The 22,182-nt window shown below is 70.7% G+C and carries 19 protein-coding genes; 1 reads left to right on the forward strand and 18 read right to left on the reverse strand.

Annotated elements, in window-relative coordinates:
• Nucleotides 1-7: 7 nt before the first annotated feature.
• From panC to PUT80_RS26750, 5 genes are all read right to left on the reverse strand, one after another.
• Nucleotides 8-916: a pantoate--beta-alanine ligase gene (gene panC / locus PUT80_RS26730; RefSeq protein ID WP_037808266.1), complete on the reverse strand. Its 909-nt coding sequence runs from the start codon at nt 914-916 to the stop codon at nt 8-10.
• Nucleotides 913-1,815 (reverse strand): DUF2520 domain-containing protein, encoded by a 903-nt coding sequence (locus tag PUT80_RS26735; RefSeq protein ID WP_037808267.1) that lies wholly within the window; start codon nt 1,813-1,815, stop codon nt 913-915. The genes panC and PUT80_RS26735 overlap by 4 nt, the downstream gene beginning before the upstream one ends.
• A gap of 259 nt (nt 1,816-2,074) precedes the next feature.
• Nucleotides 2,075-3,181, reverse strand: coding sequence for a PrsW family intramembrane metalloprotease (locus PUT80_RS26740; protein ID WP_275293886.1), 1,107 nt, complete (start codon nt 3,179-3,181; stop codon nt 2,075-2,077).
• A gap of 695 nt (nt 3,182-3,876) precedes the next feature.
• The gene (locus tag PUT80_RS26745) at nt 3,877-5,745 is read right to left on the reverse strand and encodes a DUF6779 domain-containing protein (protein ID WP_275293887.1); all 1,869 of its coding nucleotides are present in this window, start codon (nt 5,743-5,745) and stop codon (nt 3,877-3,879) included.
• A gap of 69 nt (nt 5,746-5,814) precedes the next feature.
• Nucleotides 5,815-6,267 (reverse strand): DUF3180 domain-containing protein, encoded by a 453-nt coding sequence (locus PUT80_RS26750; RefSeq protein ID WP_037808270.1) that lies wholly within the window; start codon nt 6,265-6,267, stop codon nt 5,815-5,817.
• A 70-nt stretch (nt 6,268-6,337) separates the two neighbouring features.
• On the opposite strand from PUT80_RS26750, the gene PUT80_RS26755 reads away from it, so the two are divergent.
• Nucleotides 6,338-7,276 carry a MerR family transcriptional regulator gene (locus PUT80_RS26755; RefSeq protein ID WP_238603957.1) on the forward strand — a complete coding sequence of 313 codons (939 nt, stop codon included), beginning with the start codon at nt 6,338-6,340 and terminating at the stop codon, nt 7,274-7,276.
• Nucleotides 7,277-7,308: 32 nt separating this feature from the next.
• Here PUT80_RS26755 and folK read toward each other — a convergent pair whose 3' ends face one another.
• From folK to dacB, 13 genes are all read right to left on the reverse strand, one after another.
• Nucleotides 7,309-7,803 carry a 2-amino-4-hydroxy-6-hydroxymethyldihydropteridine diphosphokinase gene (gene folK, locus PUT80_RS26760; RefSeq protein WP_275293888.1) on the reverse strand — a complete coding sequence of 165 codons (495 nt, stop codon included), beginning with the start codon at nt 7,801-7,803 and terminating at the stop codon, nt 7,309-7,311.
• Nucleotides 7,800-8,159, reverse strand: a complete 360-nt coding sequence (gene folB, locus PUT80_RS26765) for a dihydroneopterin aldolase (protein WP_037808275.1) — start codon at nt 8,157-8,159, stop codon at nt 7,800-7,802. The genes folK and folB overlap by 4 nt, the downstream gene beginning before the upstream one ends.
• Nucleotides 8,152-8,958 (reverse strand): dihydropteroate synthase, encoded by an 807-nt coding sequence (gene folP, locus PUT80_RS26770; protein WP_134728485.1) that lies wholly within the window; start codon nt 8,956-8,958, stop codon nt 8,152-8,154. Before folP ends, folB begins: the two co-directional genes overlap by 8 nt.
• Nucleotides 8,959-8,984: 26 nt before the next feature.
• The gene (gene folE, locus PUT80_RS26775) at nt 8,985-9,599 is read right to left on the reverse strand and encodes a GTP cyclohydrolase I FolE (RefSeq protein WP_037808279.1); all 615 of its coding nucleotides are present in this window, start codon (nt 9,597-9,599) and stop codon (nt 8,985-8,987) included.
• Nucleotides 9,571-11,982 (reverse strand): ATP-dependent zinc metalloprotease FtsH, encoded by a 2,412-nt coding sequence (ftsH, locus tag PUT80_RS26780; RefSeq protein ID WP_037808281.1) that lies wholly within the window; start codon nt 11,980-11,982, stop codon nt 9,571-9,573. The genes folE and ftsH overlap by 29 nt, the downstream gene beginning before the upstream one ends.
• Nucleotides 11,983-12,188: 206 nt before the next feature.
• A complete protein-coding gene (locus tag PUT80_RS26785; RefSeq protein WP_037808283.1) occupies nt 12,189-13,010 on the reverse strand; it encodes an ESX secretion-associated protein EspG in 822 nt (273 codons plus the stop codon).
• A gap of 442 nt (nt 13,011-13,452) precedes the next feature.
• The gene (locus PUT80_RS26790; RefSeq protein ID WP_043827135.1) at nt 13,453-14,256 is read right to left on the reverse strand and encodes an ESX secretion-associated protein EspG; all 804 of its coding nucleotides are present in this window, start codon (nt 14,254-14,256) and stop codon (nt 13,453-13,455) included.
• Nucleotides 14,257-14,335: 79 nt separating this feature from the next.
• Nucleotides 14,336-15,646 (reverse strand): hypothetical protein, encoded by a 1,311-nt coding sequence (locus PUT80_RS26795; protein WP_275293901.1) that lies wholly within the window; start codon nt 15,644-15,646, stop codon nt 14,336-14,338.
• A 140-nt stretch (nt 15,647-15,786) separates the two neighbouring features.
• Nucleotides 15,787-16,155, reverse strand: a complete 369-nt coding sequence (locus PUT80_RS26800) for a hypothetical protein (RefSeq protein ID WP_037808285.1) — start codon at nt 16,153-16,155, stop codon at nt 15,787-15,789.
• 161 nt (nt 16,156-16,316) lie between these two features.
• Complete coding sequence (gene hpt / locus PUT80_RS26805; protein ID WP_037369179.1) at nt 16,317-16,871, reverse strand: hypoxanthine phosphoribosyltransferase; 555 nt, start codon at nt 16,869-16,871, stop codon at nt 16,317-16,319.
• Nucleotides 16,872-16,874: 3 nt separating this feature from the next.
• The gene (tilS, locus tag PUT80_RS26810) at nt 16,875-17,846 is read right to left on the reverse strand and encodes a tRNA lysidine(34) synthetase TilS (RefSeq protein WP_275293889.1); all 972 of its coding nucleotides are present in this window, start codon (nt 17,844-17,846) and stop codon (nt 16,875-16,877) included.
• A complete protein-coding gene (locus PUT80_RS26815) occupies nt 17,843-18,859 on the reverse strand; it encodes a zinc-dependent metalloprotease (RefSeq protein WP_238608226.1) in 1,017 nt (338 codons plus the stop codon). The genes tilS and PUT80_RS26815 overlap by 4 nt, the downstream gene beginning before the upstream one ends.
• A 109-nt stretch (nt 18,860-18,968) precedes the next feature.
• A complete protein-coding gene (dacB, locus tag PUT80_RS26820; protein WP_275293890.1) occupies nt 18,969-22,046 on the reverse strand; it encodes a D-alanyl-D-alanine carboxypeptidase/D-alanyl-D-alanine-endopeptidase in 3,078 nt (1,025 codons plus the stop codon).
• Between the last annotated feature and the right edge of the window lie 136 nt (nt 22,047-22,182).

Consider the following 22,182-nt stretch of genomic DNA (forward strand, 5'->3'; position numbering starts at 1 on the left):
ACTCTCCCTATTCCCCTGCGTCCGGATCCCCGCTCGGATGTTCCACGGCTTTTCCGAGCAGCACTCCCGCGTTGTCGATCAGCCGGGTACTCCCCACCCGGGCCGCGACCAGCAACCGCGCCTCTCCGTCGACGGGCGCCGGCCCCAAATCGGTTCCCCTCAATTCCAGGTAATCCACTTCCACCTGGGGACGGGCCGCGAGCGTCTTGCGCGCCATGTCCAGCACGGCCTCAGCCCCGTCCCGTCCGACGTGCGCCCCGGCCGACAAAGCGGCCGACAGCACCACGGCGTCTTCCCGTTGTTCCGGCGTCAGGTAGACGTTGCGCGAGGACAGCGCGAGACCGTCCCGTTCCCGGACCGTCGGCACCCCGATGACGCGGGTGTCGATGTTCAGGTCCGCCACCATCCGCTTGATCAGCACCAGCTGCTGGTAGTCCTTCTCCCCGAAGAACGCGTAATCCGGGCGCAGCAGGTTGAACAGCTTCGCGACGACCGTCAGCACCCCGGAGAAATGCCCGGGCCGCACAGCTCCCTCGAGTTCGTCGCCGAGCGGGCCCGGGTTCACGGTGACCATCGCATTGTCCGCGTACAGGTCCGAAGCCTTCGGCGTGAAGGCCAGTTCGACGCCCGCTTCGGACAATGTCGCCAAGTCGGCTTCGAGCTGGCGCGGGTACGCCTCGAAGTCCTCGCCCTCGCCGAACTGCAACGGGTTCACGAAGATCGACGCGGCGACGACGGTGTTCGGCAGCCGCTTCGCGCGGCGCAGCAACTCGCGGTGGCCGTCGTGCAGCGCGCCCATGGTGGGCACGAGCGCGACCTTCCGGCCGACGCTGCGCAGGCCCCAGCTCACCTTGCTGATGTGCTCGGGCGGCTGGAACGTGTTGAGCGTTCCGCGCTGGAATTTCGGTGTCGTCACGGGGTCTGTCCTTCAGCGGGGTCGGCGAGAAGATCGGTCAGTTCGCCCGCGGCCGCGGGATCGAGCAGGCCCGCCGCGCGGGACCGTTCGGCCGTGCGCCGGGCCAGCGCCCGGTAGGCCGGGGCGATCTGCGGCGCCCGGTCCGTGAGCACGTCGAGGTGCTTGCGGACGGTGCCGAGATCACCACGCGGGACCGGTCCGGTGAGGGCGCGGTCCCCGTGGCGAAGGACATTGTCCAATGCCGCCGAAAGCAGCGGTGCGACGAGTCGTTCCGGATGCCCGATTCCGGCGCCGCGCAGGGTTTCGGTGCAGTCGGCGACCAGCGTCATCAGGTGATTCGCGCCGTGCGCCAGCGCCGCGTGGTACAGCGCCCGCGCGGATTCGGGAACCCGCACCGGTTCCGCGCCCATCTCGACGGCGAGCGCCTCGCCGACATTCCACGCCGCGTCGTCGTCCGGCGCCGCGGTGACGCCGATGCTTGCCGCGACAAGGCGTTCCAGATCTTCCTCGCGTCCGGTAAAGGTGAGCACCGGGTGCAGCGCGAGCGGCAGCGCACCGGCTTCCGCGACCGGGGCCAGCACGTCGATGCCGTGCGCACCCGAGGTGTGCACCACGATCTGGCCCGCACGTACCGAATTCGTAGCGACCAGACCACGGACGGTGCCGGCGAGCGCGTCGTCGGGCAACGCGAGCAAGACGAGATCCGCTCTCCGCACGACCTCGTCGGGCGGCAGCAAGGGGACATCCGGCAGCAGCCGTTCCGCGCGGTTCAGCGAAGCCGCGGACAGCCCCGAAGCGGCGACTACGGTGTGGCCTGCCCTGGCCAATGCCGCACCGAGGACACTGCCCACGCGGCCGGCGGAAACGACGCCCACGGCAAGGCGGGCCGGTCGGTTCATGGCGTGCGCCTGTGGACGCTCATGGCTCGAAACTCCTCATGTTCGTTCCAGTCCCGCTCTTTCGTCGCGGGTACCAGACGACGGCGCGAGAGTAGCCCCGACCCGGCTGGCTCGAGGTGCCCGGGTGACCAGCTTCACCCGGGGCGTCCAATCGCGCCCGTACCCTATTGGCGTTCGGCTTCCCGCGGTCGCCATGCCCTCGAATCCCCCGGTGGAGCGCCACTTTTGGCACGGTCGAGCTACCCCGGACGGGGAATGTTCACCGACTGTCGCGATTGTTCGCCAATCGCACCGCATCCGCCCGCGCGTCCCGCAGTGCCTGCAACAACTCTTCCTGCCGCTGCCGGTCCTGCTCGGTGCGCAGCCGAGTACGACGAAGGAATGCGAGCTCGGTCACGCTCGCCTGATACCGGCCCACCGCCCGCGCCGCCGCCCGCCCGGACTGCTTGCGCGCCTGCTTCCGCCATTGCCGCCGCCCAGGAAGACTCGCGAGCAACTCGATCTCCGACGGCGCGATCCACCGCGCAGCCGCCATCTTCGGCAACGCAGCGGCGACAATCCGCTGTTCCCGCCGCCGCTGCAACACGATCACGTAGATCGCGGCGATCAGCAGCGGCAAAATCACGAGGAAGTACAAGGTGAGAAAGGACTTCCCGCCGTTGAGCGTGGCCGCCGCGTTCCAGAGCACGTGCAGGAAGACCCCGGCGAGATACCCGGCGAGCGGCGCGAGAATCCGAATCCACCGCTGCGCGTACCGCGCCGCGATCCCGAATCCGATGCCGGTCATAGCGGTGAACAGCGGATGCGTGAACGGCGAAAGCACCCCACGCACGAGGAAAGCGGCAAGCACGCCGGAGCTGGTCCCGTTGCCGAAGCCGTGGTCAGCGAAGGCACGGCCGAAGTAATAGATGTTCTCGGTGAAGGCGAACCCAGCGGCCGCGAACCCCGCGTAGACGACGCCGTCGACGATCCCGTCGAATTCCTCGTTGCGCCGCCAGAAGATCAACAGGACAAAAACGCCCTTCGCGGCTTCCTCGACCAGCGGCGCGGAGACGAGCGCACTCACCTTGCTGCCGTTGCCACCCCCGAGAAGCAGGTCACCGAACGCCTCGGCCCCGGTATTGATCAGCAGCGCGGTAACCGTGGCAATGCAAGCGCCCCAAGCGAAAGCAATCAGCAGCAACTTCGCCGGCTCCGGTTCCCAGCGATCAACCCAGAGCAACCCGGCAACCACCACGCCGACCGGCACCAACGCAGCGACCACCCCGATCGCGACCGCCAGCCACCCGACGCGCGCAGTCGCGAGCCCGAAGAGAAAAAGCCCGCACAACGCCACGACGATCAACCCGAGCACCGGAAGGAGCACGGTGATATGCCGCGAACGAGAGCCCGTGGACGCAGACCCAGGCGGCGTGGCAGAAAGGGTGCCGTTCACGAGCGGTCACCATACGCAGGCCCCCCAAGGGATGCCGGTTGGGCGCACCGGGTTCAGCCCTCCGCGCGATACCTCGTGACCCTCATCTCGCGCCCCCCCAGAAGTTCGTGAGGGCCACCCTGACGGAATCTGATTCCCCCAGGGTTCCCCTCACGACCACCCGCCGGGGTGAAAGGCTCCTTCACAGACCTAGATTCCCTCAAGGACCCCTTCACGGCTTTTGGCGTACGTGAGGGCCACCCTGAGGGAATCTGATTCCGTGAGGGTTCCCCTCACGACCCTCGCGCGCCCCGCCCGCCCCACGCCTGCTCGGGAAGCGCCCCAATGCCACATTGGGTGCGCCAGACGCACCGAACGCCACATTGGTTGCGTCGCATGCACCCAATGCCACATTGGGGCACAAGCCCCACCACGAACGAAACCGCCACCGATGCACCCAACTCGAAGCGCACCCACACCACCCCCGCACCCCGATACGAAGCTCCCCTGCGGTCTGGGGTGGCTTGTCAAGGCATCTTTCCCGCCTTGACAAGCCACCCCAGACCGTCAGCACAATCAAGCTTCGGGGTGCCCCACGCACGCCAGGGCGCAATGTCGCCGCCAGGCGACGAGCCGAAACAGAACGATCAATCCTCAGCCCGACGCCGACGCCGAGGACTCCCCTCCGTCTTCCCATTAGCCGCAAGCAATTCAGTCACCGACCGCCCAGAAGCGTGATGCCCAGCCGAGGCAGCCTCCTCAGCAGGAGCCTCCCAAGCAGGCGGCTCCCCGTCCGGCCGCCTCCGACGCCCCCCGGACGAAGCCGAAACAGCCTCCCCCTCAGGCCGCCGACGCCGCCCCCCAGTCCCATTGCTCACCGAACTGCGAACCGACTCAGGCAACGTCGGATTAACCGCATCCGCCCCAGGAGCCCCATGCCGCCCAGTAGGCGTGTCCTCCGCCAACGGCGACAAATCCGACCGAGAGAACTGCTCCAACCGAGACGGAGCCCGCTTCTGCGACTCCACCGCGGTTTCCTTCTCCGGCACCGCTTTCTCCGCCTGAGGAGCAGGTTCAGCATGCCGAGCAGGCTCAGCAGGCCGGGAAATAGCAGTCTGCTCAGCAGCTTCCGGCCGCTCCTCCCGCTGCGGCGCAGGCCGTGCCGCCAACCGAGGCACCGGCCGCTCCTCCTTGGCCGGCTCCGGCTTGCTCACCGGCGCCACAGTCCGGGTCGGCTGCGCTTCAGGCCGCCGAGGTGCCTCCGCAGCTTCCTTCTGGGGCCGAGGCCGCGGACCACGCGGCTCCCGAACCCGCTCAGCCTCACGCGGCAACGGCTCAGTCACATTGCGCGCCCCAGCACCGTCCTGCTCGAACGGCTCCGGAATGACGTGCGACCCAGACTCACCCGCCGAACGACGCTCAGCTTCATACGGCTCCGGCGCACGATCAGCGCGCGGCTTCGGCGCACCGCCCCGAGGCCCACGCTCGACCTGCGGCTCCGGCGCACCACCACGAGCGGGCCGTCCGGCATCCGGCGCTCCATTCCGCGGCTCACGCGCAGCGAAGGCATCCGCCACGCTGGCCCGCCCCTCGTGCGGACCCGAGTCGCCGCGGGGCACGAACGCCTCCGCCAGGTTGGCCCGAGGATCGCGACCACCGCGCGGAGCGGGACTCTCCGCTTCGACGTCGTCCTCGAACGGCTCCGGCTCGGCAGGCGGCTCCGGACGCTTCGGCTTGAGCCGCGGCATCTGCTGGGTACGCAACTGAGTCGAACGGTCGCCATTCGACCCGGAACCATTCGGTCCGGAACCGTTCAGCCCAGCGCTGATCGAGCCGTTCGCACCGGAAGTCCCCTTGGCGCCATTGGTCTTCGCCGTCCCGTTCGCAGGAGTCCGGCGACGCTCCGCGGGAGCCGAGTCGAGCACCCGGTCCATGAATTCGGTCGGCCGCTCCGGAACATCGACCACCGGCTTCTTCGGAGCGAGCAGCTGAGCCGGTTTCTTGCCATTGCCGTTCTTGGTTTCCGAACCGGCCGAAACGAGCCGCTGCTCGTCGTTCAGCGAGCGCATCCGGGTCGCCTGCGCGGTGAGCGCGACGCGTTCGAGCAGCACCTCGCCGCCGAACAGCGATTGCAAGCTTTCGCGGAGCGCAGCCACTTCGGCACGCAGCGCATCCAATTCTTCCCGCGATTGTGCCTGCGCGGCCTCGCGCGTTTCCGTTTCGAGCTCGAGTTCGTACTCCCGCCGGGCCGCGATCTCGCGTTCCAGCTCGAGTTCGTATACCGCCTGCGCCTCGGCGACCGCGTCCTCGCTGTGCGCCGCGTTCTTGCGGGCCCGGACAGCCAGGAAGGCGCCGATCAGGGCAGCCCAGAGCGCCGCGACGATCCCGAGCCGGAGGTACCGGAGGTCGTCGCTGAGCACCAACGCGAGGGTGGCGCCGACGGCGAGGAGCAATCCGACGACAAGCCACGGCCTGCCAGGGCGGCGGCCGTGCGAGTCGTCACCCACGCCAGTCATGCCTGACACCGTACCTTCCGGTGATCCGAATGAGACCTAGTCGGTACTTCGAGCGGCGCCATCGAAGCGTTAACCGGTCGTTCCTTTACGGTCCTCCGGTGGCGTCCGGCAGCAGTGCTCGAGCCACAAACCGGCAGCTACGAGCAGCGCCGACGACACCACCCCGACGACCGCCGACTTGCTGTCGGAGACCGCGGCGACGAGTTCGTCACGTCGCGGAAAAACATAGATGAACGCGGCCAGCCAGCCACCGCCGAGGAACGCCCCGGCCAGCGAAGACGCCTTCGCCAGCGCCACCGCCCGCGCGATCCCGACCGCGTTGCCGTGCACCCGGCCGGACTTGATCCGCGACCGGATCGAGAGGGCCAACCCCGCCTCCGCGATCGCGAGCACCGCGAAGGTCACCCCGGCGAGCAACGGCAGCTGCGGCAGATCGCCGTAAGCGGCCTGGAACAGCACATAGACCACGGCGAGGCCGAGGACCGCGGCCACGACCAGGTCCCGGGACCGCGTGAAGTGCATGACCCCACCGTACCGAGCCCGTTCTGGCAGGCTTGACTCTCCAGTGACTGGAGACTCCACGATGCCTGACATGCCTGCGACCACGGTCTTCACGATCGGCGAACTGTCCCGGCGCACCGGGCTGCCGGTGAAGACCATCCGGTTCTACTCCGACGAAGGCCTGCTCCCGCCCACGCAGCGGACCGGAGCCGGCTACCGGCTGTACGACGCGCACGCGCTCGCCCGGCTGGAGCTGGTGCGGACGCTGCGCGAGCTGGGCATCGGCCTGCCCGACGTGTCCCGCGCACTGGCGCGCGAGACGACGGTGCGCGACCTGGCGACGAGCCACGTCGACGCGCTCGACGAGCAGATCCGGCGGTTGCGGCTGCGCCGCGCGGTATTGCGCGCGGTGCTGAAACGGGATTCCGAGCTGGAGGAAGTGAAACTGATGAATCGCATCGCCCAAATGCCGGACGAGGAACGCCGCCGTTTGGTGGACGAGTTCTGGGCCGAAATGATGGAGGGGCTCGATGTCGATCCCGAGTTCTACGCGCGAATGCAGTCGGCGAAACCGGATCTTCCGGATGATCCGACGCCGGAACAGCTGGAAGCCTGGATCGAGTTCGCCGAGCTCGTGCAGGACCCGGGATTCCGGCAGTCCATCCGCACGATGAGCGAACGGCATTCGTCCGCGCGGGAAGCGGGCGAGTACGAGCAGCCGACCAAGGCTCAACAGGAAAACTGGGCCGCCTGGATGACCGACGCCCGGTCCGCGCTCGACGCGGGCCACGCGCCGGGCTCCCCGGCCGGACGGGCGCTGGCGGACGCGATCGCGACCGCCTCGGCCCGGCCGGACCAGGACCCGGCCGACCCGGCGGTCCGCAACCGGATGGCCGACGGGATCGCCGCCGGGGCGGATCCGCGCGCCGAGCGGTACTGGCAGTTGCTCGCGACGATCAACGGCTGGCCCGCCATCCCGAGCCGCCAGGAGGAAGTGCAATTCCTGCTGGCAGCGCTGCGGGCCTCGTGAGCGTCCAAGCCGGTTAGAACCGGCCTAGGCACTCACGACAGGGTCAGGCCGGGCCGCAGGACGACGCCCGCCCGGTCGGTTTCCGGCAGCCGGGCGAGCAGGTCGGCGGCCCGGCCGTGCCCGGGAACCTCGGCGTCCGGGTCGATCTCGAGCCACGGGATCAGCACGCTCGCCCGGTCCGGGGTCCCGGGATGCGGCAGCAGCAGCTCCGGATCGTCGGACGTCACGCCCTGCACTGTCACTATGTCGACATCTAGCGTGCGCGGGCCCCAGCGCAGTTCGCGCACCCGGCCCGCCGCCTGTTCGGCCGCCTGCCCGGCGCGCAGCCACGCCCAGTGGTCGCGCTCCGGGTCGTCGACGATGCACAGCGCGTTCAGGAAATCCGGCTGGTCCTCGACGCCCCAGGCTTTCGTCTCGTACACGCCGGACACCGCGACGAGCGCCGGGCGCACCGCGTCGACCGCGCTGCGCAGGTAGCCGAGCCGGTCGCCGAGGTTGGAGCCCAGCGACAGGACCGCGCGGGTCACCGCTCCCGCCGGACGGTGACCGCGACGTCGTCGAAGGTCAGCGGAATCGGCGCGGACGGCTTGTGCACGGTGACCTCGACGGCGGTCAGCCGGTCGTCGCGCATGACCTCGTCGGCGATCTTCCCGGCGACGCTCTCGATCAGGTCGTACGGCTCCCCGGCGACGATCCCCGCCGCCAGTTCGGCCAGCTCGCCGTAGTGCAGCGTCTTGGTCAGGTCGTCCGATGCCGCGGCGGGCCCGAGGTCGAGCCACGCGACGATGTCGATGCCGAATTCCTGTCCGTCGCGCTTCTCGTGGTCGAAGACCCCATGTCGGCCGAACACGCGCAGTCCCGTGAGCGTGATGCGGTCAGCCATCGGCCCGTCCTTGCTGCCAGGCCGCGGCCACCGCCACGGCGTCCAGTGAAGCCCCCACCTCGTGTACCCGCACGCCCCAAGCTCCCGCCGCCGCGGCCAGCGCCGAGATCGACGCGGTGGCGACCTCGCGACCGTCCGGCGGCCTCGGCACACCGTCCTTTCCGGACAGCAGACGGCCGAGGAAGCGTTTGCGCGAAGCACCCACCAAAACCGGGAAACCCAAGTCCAGCAACGCATCCAGCCCGTGCAGCAGAGCCCAGTCGTGCTCGGCGTGCTTCGCGAACCCGAGACCCGGGTCGAGCACGATCTCGCTCTCGGCAACCCCTGCCGCGATCGCCTCGTCGACCCGCTGCAGCAACTCGCCGCGCACCTCGGCGACGACGTCGGTGTACGTGGCCAGCGCGTTCATGTCCTTGCTGTGCCCGCGCCAGTGCATCAGCACCCACGGCGCCTTGGTTTCCGCCGCGACCCGCCCCATCGCCGGATCGGCAAGCCCGCCGGACACGTCGTTGATCACCTTCGCACCGGCCGCCACCGCGGCTTCCGCGACCGCGGCCCGCGTGGTGTCGACCGACAGCACGACGCCCTCGGAAGCCAGCTGCCGGATCACCGGCAAGATGCGCGCGGCCTCGGTCTCCGCGTCGACCCGCGAAGCGCCCGGCCGCGTCGATTCGCCGCCGACGTCGATCAGATCCGCGCCGCGCGCCCACATCTCGCGCGCGTGCTCCAGCGCCTGGTCGAGATCGAGGTAGCGGCCGCCGTCGGAGAACGAATCCGGCGTCACGTTCAGCACGCCCATCACGGCGCACCGCCCCGGCCGGGGGATCACCGGCGCCCCCGGATCAGCTCGATCGCCTCGGCCCGCGACGTCGCCGACGACCGCAGCATCCCGCGCACCGCCGACGTGGTGGTCCGCGAACCCGGCTTGCGGATCCCGCGCACCGACATGCACAAATGCTCGGCCTCGACGACCACGATCACGCCGCGCGGCTCCAGCCGGCGCACGAGCGCGTCGGCGATCTGCGAGGTGAGCCGCTCCTGCACCTGCGGGCGGCGAGCGTAGAGATCGACCAGCCGGGCGAGCTTCGACAGCCCGGTGACCTTGCCGTCGCCGTTCGGGATGTAGCCGACGTGGGCCACGCCGTGGAAGGGCAGCAAGTGGTGTTCACAGTTGGAATACATCGGGATGTCCGTGACGAGCACGAGCTCCTCGTGCGATTCGTCGAACGTCCGCGCCAGCACCTCGTCCGGATCGGTGTAGAGGCCGGCGAACATTTCCTGATAAGCGCGAGCGACCCGGGCCGGGGTGTCCTGGAGACCGTCCCGATCCGGGTCTTCGCCGCAGGCGAGCAGCAGCTCGCGGACGGCGCGCTCCGCCCGGTCCTGATCGAAGACCGGGCGGATGCCGTCTTTACTGCTTGTCTGATCCGTCGACGTCACGCCGATGCTGCCCCTCGTCCGGCTGCTGGCCGTTCGCGCCGTCGGCGAACCAGCCCTGCTCACGCGGACGGTCTTCGGCGGGGCGCCACGGCTGCTGGCCGCCCGGGGACGTCGCCGGGGTCCAGCCCGGAGGCGCCCCGTAGTTCGGCGGTCCGCTCTGCGCACCGCCCGGGCCACCGGGCTGGTAGCCGCCGCCTGCCGGACCGCCCGGCTGCTGCTGACCACCATACGGCTGGCCCCAGCGGCCGGCACCGTTCGGCCCGCCCGGACGACCGCCGTTCGCCGGCGGGGCGTACGGGTTCGCGTTCGGGTCCGGAGCCTGGTACGGCGGACCGCCGGGCAGTTCGCCGGCGCCAGGAGCCGTGCCGACCGGGGTCGGAGCGGGCTGCAGGGCGGGCTTTTCCTTCTCCGGAGCGGGCGGCGGCCACGGCTCGCCGCGCTCCATCGCCAGCTCGCCCGGGGTCTTGATCGGCGGCTTGTCCGACGGCGTGCGCTCGCCGAACTCGTTGAAGACGGTGATGTGCGGGCGCTTCTCGACCGTCGCGAAGATCCGCTCGAGGTCCTTGCGCTGCAGCGTTTCCTTCTCCAGCAGCTCCATGACCAGGTTGTCGAGCACGTCGCGGTAGGTGTTCAGCACGTGCCACGCCTCGGTGTGCGCGGTCTCGATGAGCTTGCGCACCTCCTCGTCGATCTCGTGCGCCACCTCGAGCGAGTAGTCGGCCTGCCGTCCCGCGGACCGGCCGAGGAACGGGTCGCCCTGCTCCTGGCCGTACTTCACCGCGCCCAGCCGCGCGCTCATGCCGTATTCGGTGACCATCGCGCGGGCGATCTTCGTCGCCTGCTCGATGTCCGAGGACGCACCGGTGGTGGGCTCGTGGAAGACGAGCTCCTCGGCCGTGCGGCCGCCCATCGCGAAGACCAGCCTGCCGATCATCTCCGACCGGGTCATCAGCTGCTTGTCGTCCTCCGGCACCAGCAGCGCGTGCCCGCCGGTACGGCCGCGCGGCAGGATCGTCAGCTTGTACACCGGTTCGATGTCCGGCATCGCCCACGCGGCGAGCGCGTGCCCGCCCTCGTGGTAGGCGGTGATCTTCTTTTCCTTCTCGGAAATGATCCGGCTCTTGCGCGCGGGACCGCCGACCACGCGGTCGACCGATTCCTCGAGCGCGACGTCGGTGATCACGTGCCCGTTCTCGCGGGCGGTGAGCAGCGCGGCCTCGTTCAGCACGTTGGCCAGGTCCGCACCGGACATGCCGACCGTGCGCTTGGCCAGCCCGGTCAGGTCGGTGCCCTGCGCGATCGGCTTGCCCTTCGCGTGCACCTCGAGGATCGCCTTGCGGCCGAGCAGGTCCGGCGCGGACACCGGGATCTGCCGGTCGAACCGGCCGGGGCGCAGCAGCGCCGGGTCGAGGATGTCCGGCCGGTTGGTGGCCGCGATCAGGATGATGCCGCCGCGGGCGTCGAAGCCGTCCATCTCGACCAGCAGCTGGTTCAGCGTCTGCTCGCGCTCGTCGTGGCCGCCGCCGAGGCCGGCGCCGCGCTGGCGGCCGACCGCGTCGATCTCGTCCACGAAGATGATGCACGGCGCGTTCTGCTTCGCCTGCTCGAACAGGTCGCGGACTCGCGAAGCACCGACACCGACGAACATCTCGACGAAGTCCGAACCGGAGATCGTGTAGAACGGCACGCCCGCTTCGCCCGCGACCGCACGCGCGAGCAGCGTCTTGCCGGTGCCGGGCGGCCCGTAGAGCAGAACGCCCTTCGGGATCTTCGCGCCGAGCGCCTGGTAGCGCGCCGGGTTCTGCAGGAAGTCCTTGATCTCGTACAGCTCTTCGACCGCTTCGTCAGCGCCCGCGACGTCGCCGAAGGTCGTCTTCGGCATGTCCTTGTTGAGCTGCTTCGCCTTCGACTTGCCGAAGTTCAGGACGCGGTTCCCGCCGCCCTGCGCGTTGTTCATCATCCACATCAGCAGGCCGAGCACCAGCGCCAGCGGGATCGCGAAGATCAGGATCTGGGTCAGCAGGCTCTGCTGGGTGACCTTGGTGGTGAACTTGATCGGATGGTTCGCCTGGTTGCCGACGTTCGCGCCGAGGAGATCTTTGTAGATGTCATCGGTCGCACCGCCGGGGAACTGCGCGACGACCTTGTCGGCCTGCTGGCCGTCGATGTCGATCGGCTGCGTGAGCAGCAGTTTGAGCTGCTGCTCCTTGTCCTCGAGGCTCGCTTCCTTGACATGTCCAGCCTTGACCTGCTGCATCGCCGTGGAGATAGGAGCCTGGGTGTAGCCACGATCGCTGTCGAAGATCGTGTTGTAGGCGAACAACGCCAGCAACCCCGCGACGATCCACAGCAGTGGGTTCCTGAGCACGCTCTTCCGGTTCATACGACTCGGCCCTTGCGGCCTCGACCCTCCCTGGTTGGGCGGCTCCTGTGATACCCGCCATCGCGATCTTGACAACCCGTGGGTGCCGCAAGGCACCCGTCCCACCAGGGTACCGTCCGGGCGGGCGGGGAAGCCTGGCGAGCCTCTCGCAGGTCAACGGCCAATCCCGCGCGAGGGTTCCCGTTCCGGGAGGAGACGTCACCCGGCTACCGGGTGTCAACCGCCACCGAAGCCACCATTTCACCCAGCCTGCTCCGCAGCGTGGCCGGGTCCGCCGGGGCGACGGTGACCCATTCCCGGCCGTCCGAACCCGCCCTCGACAAGCTCAAATACCGTCCGGTGGCGGTGTCGAACCAGCCGAGCACGCGCGACCGCTGCCGGCTTCCCAGCTGGGACCGGCTGTTCGCTGCGAGCTGACCGCCGCGCTGCCGCGGCTGGCCCGCGATGAGCGCGTAGGTCTCGCGCGGATCGACCGTGGCGCGCTCGCTGAGCGACTGGCGCCTCGCCCGCCGGCCGCCCTTCTCCTCGGACTGCCCGCCGCCCGCGGCGACCGGAACCCGGATCGGCTGGGTGTGCAGCGCCTCGTCCAGCGGAAGCGTGACCGACGCCTCACTGCCGCGCGGACCGCCGGGCAGCAGTTCGACGATCGTGGACACCAGCCCGTCCGCCGGGATCGCGCGCAGCCAGATGCCGTCGGCGTCCTGGATCGCGACCACGCCGGTGCGCTCGTCGCCCGCGGCGAGCAACGCGACCGGATGCGCCTCGAACTGCGGGATGTGCAGCGCGTCGATGGAATGCGGGGCACGCGCGAGCAGCGTCAGCCACTCCTCGACGTCGGGCTCGACCCGGCCGCGCGAGTCGCGGATGCCGCGCGCCTTCAGCTCGGTGTCGACCCGGTGCCGCAGCGACACGCGCTCGTCCTCGGTCGCGCCGTGCGAGCGCACGCGCAGCGGGTAGGGCAGCTCGCCCAGCTCCATCGACTCCCACAGGAAGTCGAATGCCAGCGGCGAGAAGAACTCTTGGTGCATCCGGTGCTGCTCACCCTCCGGTCAACGATTTCCGGCCCAGCGTAGCGCCGGATCGGCAGTCTTCAAGCGCCTCGATGCCACTTTGGGTGCATCCCGCGCCCCCAATGTGGCGTTCGGTGCGTTCCATGCACCCAATGTGGCGTTCGGTGCATCCTGCGCACCCGATGCCGCGTTCGGTGCGTCCTGCGCACCCAAAGTGGCGTTCGGTGCGTCGCATGCACCCAATGTGGCATTCGGTGCGTCCCGCGCACCCAATGCGGCGTTCGGTGCATCCCGCGCACCCAAAGTGGCGTTCGGTGCGTCGCATGCACCCAATGTGGCGTTCGGTGCATCCTGCGCACCCAATGTGGCGTTCGGTGCGTCAGATGCACCCAATGCCGCATTGGGGCGGTTTCAGCCGAGCGGGAGCCGAGGCTGGTCAGCGCAGCTCAGTCAACGCGGGTCAGAACGCGCCCGCGCTGGCCTGGTCGGCCACCCCTGCGAGCATTTCGCCTAGCCGGTGCCGCAGGGTCGCCGGGTCGGCGGGCGCGATGGTGATCCAGTCGCGGCCGTCGTGGCCCTGGCTCGCCTGCGTGAAGTACCGGCCGGTTTCGGTGTCGAACCAGCTCAGCACCGTCGACCGGCTGCGGCCGCCGAGGCGGTTGCGGGCGTTCGCGCCGATCTGGCCGCCGCGCAGGCGCTGCTGGGCGTGCAGCCGGGCGAGCGCCTTGCGGTCCTCGTCCACGCTCGCGCGGCCGGAGGCGTCGACCTGGTTGCCGCGCCGCTGCATGAAGTCGACGCCGGAAGCGCCGACCAGCTGCTCCAGCGGCACGGTGATCGACTTCTCGGTACCGCGCGGGGCACCCGGCAGGAGCGAGATGATCGCCGTGGCCAGGCCGTCCGGCGCGCACGGGTGCAGGTGCAGTCCGCGCTGGTCCTGCACGGCGAACAGGCCGTCGCCGTTCGCGCTGCCCGCGACCGCGAGCAGCGGTTCGCCGTTCGGGTCGAGCAACTGGACCGTGTCGAGGCTGACGTCCGGCGACGCGAGGATCCCGAAGTAGTCCTCGACGTGCGGAGCGGGCCTGCCGCGGTCGTCCGCGAGCCCCCGGTCAGCCAGTGCGCCGAGCGTGCGCGTGCGCAGCGCCGAGCGCTCGTCCATCGTCGCGCCGTGCGAACGGATCCGCAGCGGATACGGCAGCTCGCCCATACCGGCCGACTCCCACAGGAAGTCCACCTCGATCGGCGCGAGCAGCTCCGCGTTCGGCATCGACCAACCCCCTACCCCACGTGTTTGCGAACGCTCGCGGGCGCGTGACCGGTCCGGTCACGCGCCCGCGAGCACTGCGTCAGTTGTCGTCGTCCGACCACGCGCCGATGACCGGCGGCGGGGTGGCCTGGTTGGCCCCGAACGCGTCGTCCGGGTCCGGTTCGATGAGGAACGAAGCGTGCGTGTGCTCCTCGTCCCCTTCGCCCGCGCCGTGCGCGCCCGCTCCGCCCATGCCGCCCATCGGGCTCATGCCGCCCTGCGACTGGCCGATGGTGCCGCCCGCCGGGACGACGCCCTGCTGCTGCGGGGCCGCCGATGCGGCGCTCTGGCCGCTCTGGTGCTCGGACGCCGCGGAGGTCTTGCCTTCCTCCTCCTTGCGCGAACCGCTGCGGTTGCCCTCGCCCAGCTTGCCGCCGGCGAGACCGGCTCCCGCGCCGATCGCGCCGAGGCCGAGCGCGGAACCGAGGCCGCTGCCGCCCGTGGACGCGGGTGCGGGCGCGGCGGCGGCCGGAGCCGCACCGACGCCGGAAGCGGCGCCAACGCCCACCCCGGTACCGCCGGCGAGCGCGCCGCCCTCGAAACCGGAGGCACCGTATTTACCCGAGTCGGCCGAGACGTGCGCCGGGGCGCCGTGTCCGGCGACCGCCGCGCCGCCTGCCGCGCCGTGCGCGCCCACCGTGCCGAAGCTGGCCGGGGAACCGAGCGCGCCGGGGCCGTCGGTGTGGCCGATGTTGTTGACGTTGTTGAACGAGTTGCCGTTGAAGTGCGACGCGGTCGGCTTCATGCCGAGCGAGTCAGGGCCGAAGCTCGGGGTGGAGCTGTCGACCTCGCTCATCGCCTGGGTGTAGGCGTTGAAGAACGCGACCTGCTGCGCCTTGACGTCGTTCGCGGCGTCCGCCTGCGCCTTCTGGTCCGCGGCCAGCGCGGCCGGGCCGCCCGCGAGCGCGGCCGTCATGGCCTGCTTCGGGTCGTAGTCGCGCGGGGCCGGCATCTTCTTGACCTCGGCGGCCGCGGCGGCCTGGCGGGCGAGCCGGTCCGACATCGTGTGCGCGGCGTCGGAGGCCTGCGTGCCCGAGTTGGCGATCGCCACGAGCGCGCCCTGCGCGCTGGCGGCGCCGTGGCCGACCCAGACGTTGCCCAGTTCGGTGATCGCGTTGTACAGGTCGTCGGACGCCTGCTTCAGCTCGGTGCCGTGCTTGGCCCAGTGCTGCCCGGTGGCCTCGGCGGTGCCCGGGTCGTTGTCCGTGGTCGCGCCGAGGTAGAGCTGGTGGCTTTCCTGCGCCTGCCAGTTCGGCGGGTTGCCGATGGCGCGGTCGCCGCCCATCTCGAAGCCGCCGGAGCTGCTGCGCGCGGAGGCGACGATGTCGTTGGTCGCCGCGTTCGAGCCCATCGCGACGGCGGAGCCGGGCGCCGGGACCGAGGACGAGGTGCCGTAGCCGGAGGTGGTGTAGCCCGACCCGTCCGGGACGGAGCCGTCCGGGGCCGAGGTGGTGGTGTTCGGTGCCATGACTGCGTGATCCCCCTAGGACGTCAGGCCTTGTTGCGGAACGGGTCGGCGGCGGACTGGTCGATCTCGTGGTAGCGCGCCATCGCCGCGACGATGCCTTCCTCCGCGGCCTGGTACTGGCTGAGCAGGTTCTGCAGCGCGGACGAGTAGGAGTCGCCGCCGCCGTCGGCGCGCTGCACGAACTTGGTCGCCATCGCCTTGCCGACCGGGTTCGCGCCGAGCTTCGGCGGCTGCGCGAGCGTGCCCGCGCTGTTCAGGAGAGCTTCGACCGCGTCGCGCCCGGTCCGGATCTTCTTCAGCACGGTCTGCGCGGCATCCGGGTCGATCCCGACCTGGCCGTTGACAGCGGCGTTCTTGAACGCCGCGGCATCCGCCGAGCTGTTGTTGCCCATCTGCCCTCTCTCCGTTCCCCCGCGCGAGGACCAGCCCGTCGGCTGGTGTCACTCGTCCGCATGGCAATAGGTCTTCGCATAGGTTAACGCACCTGGTCGAGCCCTATGACGCGATTTCGGGCTTCCGGGTTCCGCGGCCGGAAGGATTATCGCGAACCGGACTAACCGGACGTGTAGACGTGCGGATCGAGCGTGCCGATGTAGGGCAGGTCGCGGTAGCGCTCGGCGTAGTCGAGGCCGTAGCCCACGACGAACTCGTTGGGGATGTCGAAGCCGATGTACTTGACCGGCACCTCGACCTTCACGGCTTCCGGCTTGCGCAGCAGCGAGACGACCTCGAGCGAGGCCGGGTTCCGGCTCGCCAGGTTCTTCAGCAGCCAGGACAGGGTGAGCCCGGAGTCGACGATGTCCTCGACGATGAGCACGTCGCGCCCGGCGATGTCGCGGTCGAGGTCCTTCAAGATCCGCACCACCCCCGACGACGAGGTCGAAGACCCGTAGGACGACACGGCCATGAACTCCAGCTGCGTCGGCACCGGAAGCGCCCGCGCGAAGTCGGTCATGAACATGACGGCGCCCTTGAGGACGCCGACCAGGAGGAGGTCGCCCTGGCCGTTTTCCGGGTGGTCCGCGGCGATTTTCGCCGCCAGCTCCGCGATCTTGTCTTTGATCTGCTGCTCGGTGATGAGCACGGAGGCGATCTCGCCCTCGTACACGGGTCATTCCCCTCGGGTGGTGGGTTCGGGTCCGGCAAGCGAGAGCCTGCCACGCCGCCGTCGAGCCTCCAAGTTGCCCGGCAGCCACACCCCGCCCTGACCCCGCCAGCGGGCCACGAGCGCGTCGACCGAACGCAGGTGCGCGTCGGTCAGTTCGCGGACCCCGGAGTCCAGCAGCCACCTGCGGAGAACCCGTCTGCGCAGCGCAGCGGGCTCGGCCGCCAGCACGGCTACGTCGAGGTCGTCTTCGCGGGCCGCGCGCTCGTGAACGCGCGCGGCGAGTGTGTCCAACGCCTCGGTGTCCTCGCGCAGCTGTGCGGCCGTACGGGCTAAAGCTGGAGCGACTCCACCCGACAGCACGTCCTCCAGGAGCGGCAGTGCTTCCGTACGGAGCCGTACGCGAGTGAAGCGGGGATCGGCGTTGTGCGGGTCTTGCCACGGCGCTAGGCCGAGTTCTGCGCACGCCGCGACGGTTTGCGCGCGCATGATGCCGAGCAGCGGACGGCCCCACGGCGGATCGTGCGGACGCATGCCCGCCAATGACCGTGGCCCGGAACCGCGGCCTAGGCCGAGCAACACCGTTTCGGCTTGGTCGTCTTGGGTGTGGCCGAGCAGCACGAGCCCTTCGCCGTTTGGCAACGCTTCGCGCAGCGCGTGGTACCTCGCGGCGCGCGCGGCTGCTTCAGGACCGCCTTTGCCCACGACGTGTACGGCATGCACTTCGACGACGTCGACGCCGAGGCCCTTCACGACCGTCGCCGCTTCGGCGGCAACAACCGCTGAGTCGGCCTGAAGGCCATGGTCGACGATGAGCGCCCGCGTACGGACGTCTCGATGCCGAAGGACGTACGCCGTCGCTTCAGCGAGCGCTAGGGAGTCCGCGCCGCCCGACACCGCGACGCACACTTCGCCGGGAAGAGCGACTGTCGCAAGGAAATCGCGGACCGCTGTCCGGACCGCGGCGAGCGCGCTCACCCGTGCAGGCGCCGCACCCAGGCCGCGGGGTCGGCGATCTCGGCGCGGGTCGGCAACGTGTTCGGCGAGCGCCAAACCTTGTTGAACCCGTCCATCCCGACCGCGTCGACCACGTGCCGCGTGAACTTCGCGCCTTCCTCGTACTGGCGGATCTTCGCGTCGAGGCCGAGCACCGCGCGCAGCAGCCGGTCGAAAAGCCCGCCGCCTTGCCGCCGCGCGGTGAACCGCTCCCGGATCTGCTCGACGCTCGGCACGACCTGCGGGCCGACCGCGTCCATCACGTAGTCGGCGTGGCCCTCCAGCAGCGTCGACAACGCCAGCAGCCGGTCGAAAACCGAGCGCTCCTTCGGCGACTGCAGCAGTTCCGCGATGCCGCCGCCCTTGCCGCGGTTGCGCAGCGCGTCGGGCAGCCTGCCGACCAGTTCGGCCAGCCCCTCGGTGGAGCTCTCCGCGAGCCCGGACACCAGCCGTTCGACCTCGTCGGCGAAGTAGTCGCGCAGCCACGGCACCGCGGTGAACTGCAGGCGGTGCGTGCATTCGTGCAGGCAGACCCACAGCCGGAAATCGTGTGCGGGAACCTTCAGCGCGCGTTCGGCGGCCACCACGTTCGGCGCGACGAGCAGCAGCTCGCCCTTGTTCTCCGGGCCGCCGAACGGGTCGTACTGACCCAGCACGCGAGACGCCAGGAACGCGAGCAGCAGCCCGGTCTGCACGCCGGCGCCGGACGCCAGGATCGGGCCGAGCGGACCGCCCTGTGCCGCGGGCAGCGCGCGCCCGGTGAGCTCGCCGAGACCGGACGCCGCGGACCGGACCCAGCCCGGCCGGTCGACCACGGTGCCGGGCAGCAGCGGCAGGTCCTGGCCGAGGCCGGTCAGCTCGCGGACGTGCCCCTCCGCCTCGGCGGTCAGCTCCCGCAGGTCGACCACCGCGCGGTCCGCTTCGCCGCGCGCGACCTGCGGGCCGCCGCGCACGAGCAGCGCGCCGGTGGCGGCTGCCCGGTCCCAGTCGACCATGGGCCGCCGTCGGGTCTCGGTTTCCTGGCTCACGCCTCCGACGCTACCTTCCGGTACGCGTTTGTGGGCAGCTCAGCCGAACCGGTTCAGCGAGTCGGCTCAGTGCGGGCTACTTGCAGCCGCAGCCCCGCAAGGCCGTCGCCAGCACGTCGAGCGCCGCCTGCCCGGAATTCTTCTCCGAGCCGTTGGACATGAACGCGAAGGCGAGCACGCGGTTGTCGCTGTCGAGCACATACCCCGCGAGGGTGTTGACGCCGGTGAGCGTGCCGGTCTTGGCGCGCACCCAGCCCTTGCCCCCTTGGGTTTCGCCCGAGTGGTAGCGGCCGTGCAGGGTGCCCTCCGGACTGCCCGCGACCGGAAGCCCGGCCAGCAGCGGACGCAGCTTCGGCGTGTTCGGGTCCTTGCCGTCCGGACCGGCCGCCGCGGCGAGCACCTGTGCCAGCAGCCTGGCCGGCACCTTGTTCTGATTGGACAGTCCGCTCGTGTCGAACAGCTGCAGGCCGTTGACGTCGAACCCGTGGTCTGCCAACACCTTCTTCACCGCGGCCGAGGCGCCGGCGAACGACGCTTCCCCGCCGGTGGCCATGGCAACCTGGCGGCCGAGCGAGTCGGCGAGCACGTTGTCGGAGATCTGCAGCAGCGCGTACGCGAGGTCCGGCAGCGGTGCCGACTGGACTTCGCCGAGCACCTTCGCCCCTTCCGGAGCCTTGGCCGGACCGGCCGGGCTCGCGCCGAGCTTGTCCGCGACGAGCTGGGTGAGCGCAGTCCCCGGGTTGCCCGAGCGCATCGTCTCGTCGACCTTCGGGTTCCCGCGGCCGCCGTCGGTCATGGCCGGGACGATCGGGGCGCCGTACAGCGACGGCGCGTCGCCCGGCTCCCAGCCCGGCGCGGTGTTCGGGCCACTGAAGGCACTCGCGTCGAGCTGGACCTTCTTGACGTCGCCGCCGGCCTTCTTGACCTGGTTGACGAGGTCGTCGACGTGCGCCGCGCCCGGGTAGAGCGGCGAATCGGTGCCGACCGGCAGCGCGGTCAGCGACGGGTCGCCGCCGCCGACGATGACGACCGTGCCCGGCTGCGCGCCCTGGACGATCTTGGTGGAGATCCGCTTCGTCGGCTCCATCGCGAGCAGCGCCGCGGCGACGGTGAGGATCTTCGTGGTCGACGCCGGGGTCAGCGGGGTGTTCGACGCGTGATCCCACAGCACGGTGCCGTTCGCCGGGTCGATCACACTGCCGCTGAGCTGCGACAACGCGGCCGCCCCAGCGGGACCGGAAAGCTTCGCGGCAACGCCGTTCGCGGACGGTCCCTGACCGGACGTGTCCGGGCCGTGCAGCGCGAGGCTGGCGTCGGCGGGGTCGGGCGCACTGCCCTTCGGCGCGTTCGGCGCCCACGGCAACCCGAGCCGGTTGGACACGGCGGGCACAGCCGACGCCCCACCCGCGGCGGCGAGCAGAAGCAGCACGACGAGCGCCAGGATCAGCGCCTTCCGACGAGGCTTCTTGCCCTCCGGCCGAGGCGCGTCACCCTGCGGCGGAATCGGCCCGGCCCCGGACGGCGGTTCCGGAGGCTGCTCCGCGGCGCGCGGCGGAATCTGCTCCGGACCTGGGCGTTCGGCGAAGCCTTCCGCAGGACGAGGAATGCCGACGGTCGCTTCGGACGGCCCCTGCTGCGCTTCGCCGGGGAATCCTTCGGGCGGACGCGGGAGGCCGACGGTCGCTTCCGCCGGGAACTGGCCCCCGGTCGGGTCGATGCGCATCGGCCGCACCTGACCGCCGCCCGCCGGTGGGACGGTGCCGGGTGCCGGTTCGGGCAGCGCAGGACGGACCGGGATTTCGATCTGCTGCGACCACGACTCGGCTTCGGATTCGTTCCGGCTCGCCTGCGACTCGTCTCCTGGACGGCCGGACTGAGCGGCGTTGGAGCGGCCCCGGTTCTCCTGCGACTCGTCTCCCGGACGGCCGGGTTGAGCGGCGCTCGCGCGGCCCCAGTTCTCCTGCGACTCATCGCCGGGACGACCGGACTGAGCGGCGCTGGAACGATCCCAGTTCTCCCGCGACTCGTCTCCTGGGCGGCCGGGCTGAGCGGCGCTCGAACGATCCCAGTTCTCCCGCGACTCGTCCCCGGGACGGCCCTGCCCCGCGTCGGGACGGCCCCGGTTCTCCTGCGAATCGTTCCCCTGGCGGCCAGGCTGACCCGGGTTGAGCCGCGCGGCGGCGGAGCCGGGAGCCGGTTCGCCTCGGAAGCCCGTCCGGTTCTCCTGCGGTTCCTCCCCGGCGCGGCCGGATTGAGCCTGCCCATCGGAACGCGCGCCCCGGAACTCAGGTGCACCTTCTCCGCCCCGGCCCGACTGGTCCTGACCCGCGGCGGGAGTGGAGTCGTCGCGGAAGGCGGTCCAGCCCTCCTTGGGCGGCTCCTGCCCCTGCTCGTCCCGCGCGACGACCGGCCGGAACGCCGCCCAGCCCTGGCTGTTCTCGCCCGTTCCCGGCGTTTCGTCCCGGAACGCGGCGAACTGGCCGGGCTTCCCGGCGGACTCGGCAGGCTCGGCGGGCTGACCGGACTGGAACGGGTTCCACCCCTGCCCCTCGTCCGAAGACCCCGCGCCGGACCCAGCGGGCTCGAACAGCGAGTTCCCCGGCTTCCGCGCGGCCTGCCACGCGGGCGACGACTGCTGCTGCCCGCCCTGACCAGGCGAAACATTCGGCTGCGCGCGCACCGTCTGCTCCGCGGACCCCTCCGCGGACGGCCGCGGCTGCTGCTGCGATGCCTGGACGGTCTTCTCCGCGGACCCCTCGGCGGCCGGACGGCCAGCGTTGTCGCCCGGCCTCGGCACCCCGGCCGTGAACCGGGTCGGCCCCTCCACCGGGACCCACGGCGCCTGCGGTTTCGGCTCCTCGGGCCGGGCGGGCATCGACGCACCGCTCATCCGGTCCGCGAGGTTCGACCGAGGCGGTTCCGGCGGCGTGACGGGAGCGTCCGAGGGCGCGTTGAGCCCGGGGACTTCCTCCGGTTCGACTTTGGGCCGGAACCACGATCCCGGCCCGTCGCCCGGTGTGACGTTCGGCACGGAAAGCTGCGCGGTGGCTCCCGCGTCGCGCTTGGGCAGGGGGAGGCGGGAGGTCGCCCGGTCCGCCTGGGACGAGGTGTCCTCGTCGCCCGTGGGCCACCTCGGCTGGTCGTTTTCCGGCACCCACCACTCCTTCTCACCCGCCCCCGGAGGGGCCAAGGTCACATGCCGTCTGGCCTACATCGGCGCGACCGGCCGACGGGGCGTAGTCCACACTAGTGACGTCAACGAGGTCATTAGGTTGCCGCCCACGAGCGCG

This window comes from Amycolatopsis sp. La24, from assembly GCF_029087445.1.
GTDB lineage: Bacteria > Actinomycetota > Actinomycetes > Mycobacteriales > Pseudonocardiaceae > Amycolatopsis > Amycolatopsis nivea.

What these genes read in the sequence shown, in the direction of transcription:
- PUT80_RS26750 (WP_037808270.1), bottom strand. Translation starts at nt 6,267, where the DNA reads ATGCACTTCACGCGGTCCCGGGACCTGGTCGTGGCCGCGGTCCTCGGC.
- PUT80_RS26800 (WP_037808285.1), bottom strand. Translation starts at nt 16,155, where the DNA reads ATGGGCAACAACAGCTCGGCGGATGCCGCGGCGTTCAAGAACGCCGCT.
- PUT80_RS26815 (WP_238608226.1), bottom strand. Translation starts at nt 18,859, where the DNA reads ATGGTCGACTGGGACCGGGCAGCCGCCACCGGCGCGCTGCTCGTGCGC.
- PUT80_RS26790 (WP_043827135.1), bottom strand. Translation starts at nt 14,256, where the DNA reads ATGCCGAACGCGGAGCTGCTCGCGCCGATCGAGGTGGACTTCCTGTGG.
- PUT80_RS26795 (WP_275293901.1), bottom strand. Translation starts at nt 15,646, where the DNA reads ATGGGCTCGAACGCGGCGACCAACGACATCGTCGCCTCCGCGCGCAGC.
- PUT80_RS26755 (WP_238603957.1), top strand. Translation starts at nt 6,338, where the DNA reads ATGCCTGCGACCACGGTCTTCACGATCGGCGAACTGTCCCGGCGCACC.
- PUT80_RS26745 (WP_275293887.1), bottom strand. Translation starts at nt 5,745, where the DNA reads ATGACTGGCGTGGGTGACGACTCGCACGGCCGCCGCCCTGGCAGGCCG.
- folB (WP_037808275.1), bottom strand. Translation starts at nt 8,159, where the DNA reads ATGGCTGACCGCATCACGCTCACGGGACTGCGCGTGTTCGGCCGACAT.
- PUT80_RS26785 (WP_037808283.1), bottom strand. Translation starts at nt 13,010, where the DNA reads ATGCACCAAGAGTTCTTCTCGCCGCTGGCATTCGACTTCCTGTGGGAG.
- folP (WP_134728485.1), bottom strand. Translation starts at nt 8,958, where the DNA reads ATGGGCGTGCTGAACGTGACGCCGGATTCGTTCTCCGACGGCGGCCGC.
- ftsH (WP_037808281.1), bottom strand. Translation starts at nt 11,982, where the DNA reads ATGAACCGGAAGAGCGTGCTCAGGAACCCACTGCTGTGGATCGTCGCG.
- PUT80_RS26735 (WP_037808267.1), bottom strand. Translation starts at nt 1,815, where the DNA reads ATGAACCGACCGGCCCGCCTTGCCGTGGGCGTCGTTTCCGCCGGCCGC.